At 38.9% G+C, this 11,080-nt stretch carries 9 protein-coding genes and 2 pseudogenes; 9 read left to right on the top strand and 2 right to left on the bottom strand.

The annotated features are described in order from the left end of the window. Positions 1–53 precede the first annotated feature (53 nt). Positions 54–1,316 carry an IS1380-like element ISEcp1 family transposase gene (locus ACOEN1_RS13080; protein WP_000608644.1) on the bottom strand — a complete coding sequence of 421 codons (1,263 nt, stop codon included), beginning with the start codon at positions 1,314–1,316 and terminating at the stop codon, positions 54–56. Between the two features lie 301 nt (positions 1,317–1,617). On the opposite strand from ACOEN1_RS13080, the gene prdC reads away from it, so the two are divergent. The 7 genes and pseudogenes from prdC to ACOEN1_RS13045 all read left to right on the top strand — a co-directional run bounded on the left by prdC (position 1,618) and on the right by ACOEN1_RS13045 (position 9,071). Beyond that, entirely contained in the window at positions 1,618–2,904 is a 1,287-nt protein-coding gene (gene prdC, locus ACOEN1_RS13075; protein ID WP_422487346.1) for a proline reductase-associated electron transfer protein PrdC, read from the top strand. Positions 2,905–2,937: 33 nt separating this feature from the next. Next, positions 2,938–4,827, top strand: coding sequence for a D-proline reductase (dithiol) proprotein PrdA (prdA, locus tag ACOEN1_RS13070; protein ID WP_422487345.1), 1,890 nt, complete (start codon positions 2,938–2,940; stop codon positions 4,825–4,827). Between the two features lie 32 nt (positions 4,828–4,859). Next, positions 4,860–5,117, top strand: a complete 258-nt coding sequence (locus ACOEN1_RS13065; RefSeq protein WP_422487344.1) for a CBO2463/CBO2479 domain-containing protein — start codon at positions 4,860–4,862, stop codon at positions 5,115–5,117. Further along, the gene (gene prdB, locus ACOEN1_RS13060) at positions 5,117–5,845 is read left to right on the top strand and encodes a D-proline reductase (dithiol) protein PrdB (RefSeq protein ID WP_422487343.1); all 729 of its coding nucleotides are present in this window, start codon (positions 5,117–5,119) and stop codon (positions 5,843–5,845) included. Before ACOEN1_RS13065 ends, prdB begins: the two co-directional genes overlap by 1 nt. Before the next feature lie 71 nt (positions 5,846–5,916). Further along, a pseudogene (prdD, locus tag ACOEN1_RS13055) lies at positions 5,917–7,161 on the top strand (proline reductase cluster protein PrdD). Positions 7,162–7,163: 2 nt separating this feature from the next. Then, positions 7,164–8,168, top strand: coding sequence for a proline racemase (locus ACOEN1_RS13050; protein ID WP_422487342.1), 1,005 nt, complete (start codon positions 7,164–7,166; stop codon positions 8,166–8,168). Positions 8,169–8,192: 24 nt separating this feature from the next. Then, positions 8,193–9,071: a TSUP family transporter gene (locus ACOEN1_RS13045; protein WP_422487341.1), complete on the top strand. Its 879-nt coding sequence runs from the start codon at positions 8,193–8,195 to the stop codon at positions 9,069–9,071. 84 nt (positions 9,072–9,155) lie between these two features. Here the strand turns inward: ACOEN1_RS13045 and ACOEN1_RS13040 are convergent, their stop codons facing one another. After that, the gene (locus tag ACOEN1_RS13040) at positions 9,156–9,866 is read right to left on the bottom strand and encodes a hypothetical protein (protein ID WP_422487340.1); all 711 of its coding nucleotides are present in this window, start codon (positions 9,864–9,866) and stop codon (positions 9,156–9,158) included. Between the two features lie 109 nt (positions 9,867–9,975). On the opposite strand from ACOEN1_RS13040, the gene ACOEN1_RS13035 reads away from it, so the two are divergent. Then, complete coding sequence (locus tag ACOEN1_RS13035) at positions 9,976–10,629, top strand: hypothetical protein (RefSeq protein ID WP_422487339.1); 654 nt, start codon at positions 9,976–9,978, stop codon at positions 10,627–10,629. Positions 10,630–10,724: 95 nt separating this feature from the next. Continuing rightward, positions 10,725–11,080 (top strand): annotated as a pseudogene (locus ACOEN1_RS13030) (hypothetical protein); the annotation flags it as partial.

Below are 11,080 nucleotides of genomic sequence, written 5' to 3'. Positions count from 1 at the left end.
AACTCTGCAAGTTATCCACAGAGCAACACTCAATTTTATTGATGATATTCTTATTATACCAGACATTTTTCATACACTCCCTTGTACGGATAGTTTTCCGACAACTTCATGATTACATATCTTGCGGTTTTGATTATTTTTGCTGCAAGAAATACATACTTCAAACGAAAGGTCTTTATTTGCTGTCTGTATTCTGAAGAGTCCAAGGAATCAAACTTGAACAACAAAAATAGGTTATATGAAAGCATCATCATTTGAAACACGGCTTCATTCGCCCAAAATGACTTTAGCAAGAGATGACCCACCGCCATGTCGTATTTGGCTTCTTTGATATAGTTTTCAGCATTACCACGCTTTTCATAGTATATAACTACTTTTTCAGAAAGCAAGGTAGTATTTGTTACAAAGAAAAAGTAGTCGTATTCGGAACCTTCTAAAAGTGATAATTGTGCTCTTTCTTTTTCTGGTTTCAGTACGCGAGATACGACAAATCTTCTGTCTTTTTCCCATTTAACTAATTTTGTATACAGTTCTGTAGTTTCTCTACCTTCTTCTCCTTTAACGAATACAATTGATGAATTCGTTGCTTGTGAGGTGAGTGTAGAATAACTTTTGGCTTTAATTAAATATTTGCATCCAAGAGATTCTATCGTTTCGATAATTTTTTCATCAAAGTAGCCACTATCCATTCGAAATAAAATTTCTAAATCGTCTGATTTGATGTTAGCAACAATTTCTTTGATCATTTCCGCAGCACCGTTTGCAGTGTAAGTATTGCCACTTCTTACAAATCCGGTAACATATGCTTTTAATTCGTCGCAAAATGCAAATTGGATATTGTAGCATCGGTTTCCCAGTTTCTTAGGATTATATCCTTTTGACGCACCTTCTTGATGACCTTCTACGTTAATTACACTACTATCAATATCAATCGTAATGGATGTCAATTTACTTTTAGTGAGCAGTTTTTTAAAGACTTTAAAATTAATGTCTCTAAACATTTGGGTTGTCTTGAAGTTGAAGTTTCCTAGAAACCGTGACACTGTTTCAGGTTCTTTTACGGAAATATCAAACTCGTTGACGAGGGGATCATTTTGAAGTAGCTTTAGACGTTCTAACTTATCAATGCCAATGAAGTGACCGCAGAGCATGGTCTTTATATGATTCATCTTGATTTTATTTGTTGAGTCATTATCAAATACGAGGTCATTTTCAATAAAATCAAAAATCCCATTGCTTTTTGCATTCTCAAGGAGCAGAAAAAGACCTGCATTTGATGTTAGATTCTTAGCTTTGAAATCAATTTTATTAATCATAATTAGAACCCCTTTTTACTACTTTTCTTACTATTATTTTACCATATATCGAGTCATAAAAGCTGATAATTTAACATATTTTTGAGCACTTTTCTTTCACCCAATGGGTGAAAGCTGAATTTCGAAGGAACGCATATTTATCAAGGCTTTGATTATGCTTTTTGAAGTACTGACGTAGAATCTAGGAATGCAATAGATAGAGGAACATCTATAGAAAAAAATAATGATTATTATGGCCTTCCTAAAAACTTGGCATGCCAATTGCAAATAAGATACATAGAAAATAAAGGAGGTGAGAAAAATTAAGATCGTCTTACCATTAAAACAACATGTAGGAGCACCGTGCAAACCAATAGTAGGTGTAGGTGAAGTGGTTGAAAGAGGTCAGTTGATTGCTATACCTCAGGGCTTAGGTGCCAATATTCATGCCAGCTTATACGGAATTATTGATACCATTACTGAAGAATCCATCACCATTACTCCAAACCAGGAACAGCCTGGAGGATATCTGAAGATAAATGAAAGCCAGGATAAACTAAAAGCCATTGAGGAAGCTGGAGTTGTCGGTTCTGGTGGAGCAGGTTTTCCCACTCATATAAAGCTTAATACAGATTTAAAAGGCGGTTGCGTTATTGCCAATGGTGCAGAGTGTGAACCTATTTTAACTCACAACCTGAAGCTTATGGAGGAAGATCCGGAAATTCTTGTAAGAGGAGTAAAATACATTAAGGAAATCACCAATGCTTCCAAAGGATATATTGCTGTTAAATCAAAATATACAAAGGCTGTCAGAGCTCTAAAGAGGGCATGCGCCATAGAATCGGATATTGAAGTCAGACTTTTACCTGATATTTATCCTTCAGGTGATGAAAGGGTCATTATCAGAGAATTATTAGGTATAACACTAGAGCCCGGCAAGTTGCCACTGGAAGCTGGAGCAGTAGTACAAAATGTAGAAACTATCAAGCACATAGTAAATGCCATAGAGTTAAGAAAGCCATATATTACCAAGGACATAACCATAGCAGGACGTGTGATTGACGGAAAGAAAGGGAAAGTATTCTTGGATGTACCATTGGGAGAACCAGTAGGTAAATATATTGAACTTTCGGGTGGCTATGTAAAACCTTTCGGTGAAATTACAATCGGAGGACCTTTTACAGGTAGTGCAGGGAGTGAAGAAACTCCTGTAACAAAAACCTTGGGTGGTGTATTGGTATCAATGCCATTTCCACAGGAAACTAGAAAGATGGGAATCCTAGCCTGTGAATGTGGTGCCCAGGAAGAAAGATTGAAGGAAATTGCAAGTGCCATGGGTGCAGAAGTCATAGTAGAAGAAAAGTGCAAGCGTATGGTAGAAGTGAATGGAAGATACCGTTGTGATAAACCAGGGGATTGTCCAGGCCAGGCAGAAAAGATAATAAGCATGAAGAAAAAAGGAATGCAGGTATTGTTAACTGGAACCTGCGGTGGCTGAACGAATACTGTGATGAACATAGCTCCTAGGTTAGGGGTTCCAACTTACCATAGCACAGATCATGTACTTAGAGCAGCAGGAGAAAGACTTATCAGAAGAACAGAAGATTGAATGTTTTAACATTATAAATAGGAGGCGATTTAAATGGCAATAACTGTAGAAACTGCACAAGAGCATAAAGACGACATAGCGGTTGTATGTTGCAGAACAGAGGCTGGTACGATTATTGAAGCCAGCAATCTCGAGGATCCAGCAATTTTTCCAGACCTGGAAGATTCAGGTTTGCTGCAAGTTCCTGACAACTGTCTGAAAATTGGAGAGGTGCTGGGTGCAAAGCTAATAAAAACTATTGATTCCTTAACTCCAATCACACCAGATTTGGTAGAAGGTGTACAGACTATGAAAGTAGCAGAAGAAAAAGAGGAAGAAGCAACGACTGTAGAACCAAAAACAGAAGCAGCACATTCTGCACCGATGGTACAGTCAACAGGTGGTGTAGTTAGAATCCATATTGGAGAAGGAAAGGATATTAACCTTGAAATCCCGGTTGGATTGGTTGGAGGCATGGCTCAATCTGCTGTAGCACCTCAAATGGAGGCACCTGCTGCGAAGGTGGAATCATTTGACAAGGCAGTTGAAGAAGTAAAGGAAGCCAAGGAAATGAGAAGACTTGTTAAAAAGCACTTCAAAATTGACAAGGTGGAGTTTGGTCCTGAAACAAAAATCGATGGAACAACGCTTTATATCAGAGACAACGTATGTGATGACGCTGTAAATGCCAGCAAGCTTGTAACTAGTATCAAAGTAGATATCATAACTCCTGATGATTACGATAAATACAGTGAAACCATCATGGATGTTCAGCCAATTGCCACGAAAGAGCAAGATAGCAAACTTGGTCAAGGAACTACAAGAGTTATTGATGGTGTTGTTGTAGTAGTAACTGGAACAGATGAAACAGGAGTGCAAATTGGTGAGTTTGGTTCATCGGAAGGAGTTCTTGAGAAGAACATAATGTGGGGGAGACCTGGAGCACCTGACAAAGGAGAGATCTTCATCAAGACGGAAGTTGTTATCAAGGAAAAGACCAACATGGAAAGACCAGGTCCTTTGGCAGCTCACAAGGCAACTGATTTCATCACACAAGAAATCAGAGAAGTACTTAAGAACGTTGATGAGAGTTTGGTTGTAGCTGAGGAAGAACTGGTCCAATATAGAAGACCAGGCAAGAAAAAAGTACTAATTGTCAAGGAAATAATGGGACAGGGTGCAATGCATGACAACTTGATCCTACCGGTTGAGCCTGTTGGAATCGTTGGTGGAAAGGCTAATGTAGACCTTGGTAACCTTCCAATAATGCTATCACCACTTGAAGTTCTGGACGGTGGAATTCATGCGCTGACTTGCATAGGTCCTGCGTCAAAAGAAAACTCCAGACATTACTGGAGAGAGCCTCTGGTAGAAGAAGTAATGAATGATGAAGAACTGGACCTTGCAGGTGTTGTATTTGTAGGTTCACCTCAAGCTAACTCGGAGAAATTCTATGTTTCTGAAAGATTGGGAATGCTTATAGAAGGAATGGATATCGATGCAGCCTTCATTACAACAGAAGGATTCGGAAACAATCATATTGATTTTGCAAGCCATCATGAACAAATCGGAATGAGGGATGTTACAGTAGTTGGAATGTCTTTCTGTGCACAACAGGGTGCCCTGGTAGTTGGAAACAAGTTCATGAAGCATATGGTAGATCATAATAAATCAGACCAAGGTATAGAAAACGAAATTCTTTCAAACAACACTCTTTGTAAAGAAGATGCTGTCAGAGCGATTGCCATGATAAAAGCTGCTATGGCAGGTGAAGAAATAAAGGCTCCTGAAAGAAAGTTCAACCAAAACGTTAAAGAAAACAATGTGGATATGATTGAACAACAAACAGGTAATGAAGTTGAACTCGTTCCAAATGAGCAAATGCTTCCCAAGAGCAAGAAGAGATTGGAAATCTACGAGCCTGAAGAAACGACTGGAGCATAAGAAAGTTATTCTATTGATGGAAAGGTGATCTCATGAAGTATGGCGATAAAATCATATATATGGAAGGTATTATTGTAGAGCTGCATGATGGCTCGGTAGCAATTGACTTAAAAGGGAGACTGGGATTTTTAAAGGTTCCCATGCGCATGATCATTAATGATCACCCCCTGGAGTTAGGTCAGGAAGTTGGATTTAACATGAGTTTTGTAGAGGTATTAAGTGAAAAGGTCAATGAAGAATATTTCAGCAATATTGAAAAAAGAAATCAGCGAATAAAGGAGGCAAAATAATGGCTAGTTTAACAGTAGTAAAAGGACTACAGTCAGAAATATTTGTACCTATTACTCCTCCTCCAGTCTGGACACCAGTGACAAAAGAGCTAAAAGACATGAAGATAGCTCTAGTAACGGCTGCAGGAGTACATTTAAAAACTGACAAGAGATTTAATTTGGCTGGGGACGTTAGCTTCAGGGTAGTTCCTGGAGATGCGCCACTAGAGGATATGATGGTATCACATGGTGGATACGATAATGCGGATGTAAACAAGGATATAAACTGCATGTTCCCTATAGATAGAATGAGGGAGTTGGCAGAAGAAGGTTTTATTAAAGCGATTTCATCAGTGAACTATGGTTTCATGGGAGGTGGTGGAGACCAGACAAAATTCACCCAGGAAACAGGACCGGAGATTGCCAGACAATTGAATGAAGAAGGCGCAGATGCAGTTCTCTTGACTGCAGGCTGAGGTACTTGCCACCGCTCTGCTGTAATTGTACAGAGAGCGATAGAGGAATCGGGGATTCCTACAATAATTATCGCAGCTTTACCTCCAGTAGTTAGACAAAACGGTACGCCGAGAGCAGTTGCTCCACTAGTACCAATGGGTGCAAATGTCGGTGCACCAAATGACATAGAAATGCAAAGGGCAATTGTAGTGGATTCATTAAAGCAATTGATAGAAATACCTAGTGCAGGTAAGATTGTACAATTGCCTTATGAGTATATAGCTAAGATATAAATGTTATGGGGTTACTATCTGCCTTCTTATATAGCGGGTAGATAGATCTCCCAATAAATAGGGTGGTAAATATGTTAAAAAAAGAGAAAGTTTATAGAAGGCTTGTAATCAAAACCTATCATGTTGAGCATGTAGAATTAGGAGACAAGACTCTGATAGATCGGAACTCACTCACTATTTCTTCGCCTTCAATCGATAAGATAATATCAAAGACTTCGGATATTAAAAGCCTGGATATTGAGATTATAGAGCCGTATAAGCACGACAGGTGGACAAATAGCATAATGGATATCATTCCAATCTCTACAAAGGTTTTGGGCAAATTAGGAGAAGGAACCACACATACCTTGACAGGAGTGTATGTTGTTTTGACTGGAATTGATGAAATGGGTAATCAGGTTGCAGAGTTTGGGTCATCGGAAGGGAATTTAGAGGAGAAACTTTACCTAGGTAGAGCTGGAACACCTTCAAAGGATGATTTTATAGTATCTTTTAACGTTACTTTAAAAGAAGGACAAGGGACAAATAGAAAAGCTATTCAAGAGGTTCATAGAGCTTGTGATCTGTTCGTTCAAGAAATAAGGGAACACCTCAAAAAAGTGGATAGCAAAACCTATACGGAAAAACATGTTTTTTATGACAAAAGCCGTATAGGTCAAAAGAAGGTTGCCATAGTAAAACAAGTGGCAGGACAAGGAGCTATGTACGACAATCAAATATTACCAAATGAACCCAGTGGATATATGGGAGGGAGATCCATTATTGATCTTGGAAATGTTCCCATTATTCTAACACCCAATGAGTATAGGGATGGTGCACTGAGGGCAATGACGTAAAGTAGGTGAGAAAATATGGGAATAGGACCATCAACCAAGGAAACAACCTTACATCATTTTAGGGATCCTCTTTTAGACGTAGTGTCAAATGACGAGGATATTGATCTGGTAGGGGTTATCGTAGTCGGAACGCCACAGCACAATGAAGATAAGTACTTTGTAGGTAAGCGTACAGCTGCTTGGCTGGAGGCAATAAGAGCTGATGGAGTTATCGTATCTGTAGATGGATGGGGAAACAGTCATGTTGATTATGCCAATACCATTGAAGAAATAAGCAAAAGAGGCATTCCAGTTGTAGGTCTAAGCTTCGTAGGTACGCAGGCAAATTTTGTAGTAAGCAACCAATACATGGATACTATTGTAGACTTCAATAAATCCAAGGAAGGTATAGAGACGGAGGTTGTGGGGGAAAACAATACAGATTATCTGGATGCGAAAAAAGCGTTAGCATTTCTAAAACTAAAAATGAGGGAGGGATAATTATGAGATTTATCAGGAGTATACATACCATTGATTCTCATACCATGGGTGAACCTACAAGAATCGTTGTAGGCGGAATACCAAGAATTCCAGGAGGAACAATGGCAGAGAAGAAAGCTTATCTAGAGAGTAATCTAGATTATGTTAGAACATCTCTGATGCATGAGCCCAGAGGACATAATGATATGTTTGGGTCCGTTTTAACCAGTACTACAATAGCGGAAGCAGATTTTGGAATTATATTTATGGACGGGGGAGGATATTTAAACATGTGTGGACATGGTTCCATAGGTGCGGTTACTGTGGCGGTAGAATCAGGAATGGTTGAAGTTGTGGAACCTTTCACTCACATAACCATGGAGTCTCCAGCAGGATTAATCAAAGCAAAGGTCAAGGTAGAAGGCGGTAAGGCAAAGGAAGTATCCATTATAAATGTGCCTTCATTTCTTTACAAGGAAGATGTGGAAATTGAAGTCCCTGGAATAGGGAAAGTTACTCTGGACATATCATTTGGAGGAAGCTTCTTCGCAATAGTGAATGCTAAACAATTGGGAATCAAAGTTGAGTTGGCAGAGTCAGATACACTACTGAAGCTTGGACTAAAAATTAGAGATATTGTAAACAATACCATAAAAGTACAGCATCCTGAGATACACCATATAAACACAGTTGATCTGGTGGAAATTTATGATGAATCAACCAATCCAGCTGCAAATTATAAGAATGTTGTTGTATTTGGTCAAGGTCAATTAGACCGTTCACCATGTGGTACAGGAACAAGCGCTAAATTGGCAACACTTTTTTCCAAGGGTCTATTGAAACAAAATGAAGAATTTGTCTATGAGAGTATTACAGGAACCATGTTCAAGGGAAGAGTCCTTGAAGAAACCAAGGTAGGAGAATTTGATGCAGTTATCCCTGAGATAACAGGAAGTGCATATATCACTGGATTTAATCACTTTGTGATCGATCCGGAAGATCCACTAAAATACGGATTTTCTGTATAAAAACAATTAAAAGGAGGATTTATTATGTTGTCAAATATCGTTTTAGGTGTATTGGGACTTATGACTGTATGGTTTTGTGTAGCATGGCTAAAGGGTATCAAGGAAGAGAAATCTGGAGCACCGACCCCGCACTTAATTGCAGTAGGATTTGTAACAAACTTTTTCGATACTCTGGGTATCGGTTCTTTCGCACCGACTACAGCCTGGTACAAAGGTGCCAAGCTGGTACAGGATAGAATCATACCTGGAACATTGAATGTAGGTCATACACTGCCGGTTGTTGTGATGTCATTCATCTTTATTCAAAGAGTGGAAGTTGAACCTCTGACATTGACCTTGATGCTTGTTGCAGCTGTTGCAGGAGCATTTTTAGGAGCAGATGTCGTATCAGGATTGTCTGAGAGGAAAGTACAATTTGGGATGGGTATTGCCTTGTTTATTACTGCAATATTTATGCTCTTGGGGATGTTTAACCTTATGCCATCAGGTGGTGAGGCAGTTGGATTAAGCGGAACAAAATTGGTTATAGCAGTAGCTGTTAACTTTATACTCGGCGCATTAATGACATTGGGAATAGGTCTTTATGCACCTTGTATGGCACTAATATATGCTTTAGGGATGAGTCCATTGGTTGCATTCCCAATCATGATGGGTTCATGTGCCTACCTTATGCCAACAGCAAGTGTTAAATTCATCAAAAACAAGGCATTTGATAAGAAGGCAGCTTTGGGCCTTGCAATTGGTGGGGTGCCAGCGGTATTTGTAGCTGCTTATCTGGTAACATCCCTACCAATGGCTGTACTTAGATGGCTCGTAGTTGCAGTTATACTATACACTGCTGTAACAATGCTTAAATCAGGAATGGAGTCAGCTAGAAAAGAAGAAACTGTGTGGGAAGCGTAAATATTAATACAATTTCTTGAAAAAAGATCGCCCCGGGTAACCGGGGCGATCTTTTGCAAGTAATATATATGGACAATGGCTCTTCTAATTTTCAAGAAGGGTCATTCCTTTGTCTATGATTCTGTTTTTTTCATACTCTTTAAGCTTGTTATAATAGCTTTCCACTTCGTTGACCATTTTAGTGTTGTGGGAGTTTTCAATAAGTTTGTTTTCAAGGTTTGATAGAAGCCTGTAGAATTTCCTGTCAGATTCTACTTCCATTAGTTCTCCTCTTTGAAGATATATATCAGCAATATCAAGCTTGTTGTATCCCCCTGAATTATAATCATTGATTGCTGAGTCCACAAGGGATTCAAGGTTTCCTCTGAATTGAACTTCCATATCTTCAAATTCTTGCATATACTCTCTGCTTATTTGCGCAACAGTAGGGCTTTGATTACCAGAGGGTTCAGTTGTAGTTGTTGAGATTTCTGAATTTGGTCCAGATTCAGTTGATACATTTTGTTCACTCATATTGTTTATATTTTGTGATTCAGTATCTTCATTTCCAGCTTCAGATTTTATGTTCTCACCTGTTGGGGTTGTTGTTTTTTCAATGTCATCGATTTCCATATCGAGATATTTTTCAAATGGGTTCACTTCAATCTCCTGGTATTCAGAAGCTTCTCTTTCATTTCCGAAATAACGATACTTTATATAGTTTATTCCCATGGAGAACAAGCTTTGATTCATGTAGACAATAACAGCAAAAAATACCGCAATTAGCGTCAATGATATAAGTAATCTTTTTTTCATAATGCACCTCAATTCGATAGTTATGACAATTATAACATAAAATAAAGGTTTTCATATACCTGTCAAGGGGTATTAAAAAAAGGAGATATTAGAAAAGAGGAGGGATTTTTTGAGTCAGTTAAAGATGCGTGTTAAATTGCCTAGCGGTATAAAGAAAATTAATCTGGAAAATGTTGTGGTCAGAAAGGCCGATGAAAAGGATATAGAGGGAATATTTCATGTGGCATCATCAGTGGGAAAGAAGATTCAGGATCCAATGCAGGGATTCCTCATGGACGACTACGAATCTGATCCTGAAGGACATAAGAACAAGCTTAGAAGAGCGCTGGAAATAAGCGATTACTTCTATGTAGCTGAATACATAGAGGATGATTACAGAGCCATCCTTGGCTTTACTTTCGGACTTCCCAAGGAAGTATGGTTACGGGAAAATCCACAGTGGCTTGAGGATTGCTATTTCAGACCGGATTTCAATCAGGAAAACCTGGTGAATTTTATTATGCTGGATAAGATTGCCGTTCTGGACAGATTCAAGCGTCAGGGAATAGGAGGAATGCTCTCAAAGAGGCTTATCAAGGATATTAAAGAGGACGGAATGTTCGATATCTTTGAGGAGGTTATCATTGCACCAATTCCAAATCTCCCATCTGTACTATTCAAGACAAAGAGAAAGTTCAAGCTTGCCAGTGTACGGTACGAATGGCATGAAGGCAATGTAATGACTACGCTTGTATATCATAGGAAGCTTAGAAGAAACACCTAGATATATAGTTCATAAATGATCCCCGGATTGATTTTCGGGGATTTTTCTTAAGAGAAATTGAATTGCAGGATTTGATAGAGAATAGGGGGATTATTGTGAAAATTGGTATTGTAGGAACCGGTGGAGTTGGTAGAGCTCTTATAGGATTAATTAATGAACGTGACGATATGGAGCTCGTTTTTGCATTAAACAGCAAGTCGGGAGCATTAAATGAAGAGGGACTGGATGCCGGCAAGTTGAATAAGTATCTCCAAGAAAGCAGGAATCTAAAAGACTTTGGAGAAGAAGGTTTTGGAAGCTGGACATTGGAAGAAGTTTTGAAAAATCACAAGATTGATTTTCTGGTTGAAGCTACCCCGACGGACAAGAAGACAGGGGAGCCTGCAATGAGTACAATCAGATATGCCCTTGAGAATGGAATAAACGTTGTAACGGCAAACAAGGGACCTGT

This window comes from Gudongella sp. DL1XJH-153, assembly GCF_049310905.1.
Classification (GTDB): domain Bacteria; phylum Bacillota; class Clostridia; order Tissierellales; family Tissierellaceae; genus Gudongella.
This window is presented reverse-complemented; position numbering and strand designations above follow the sequence as displayed.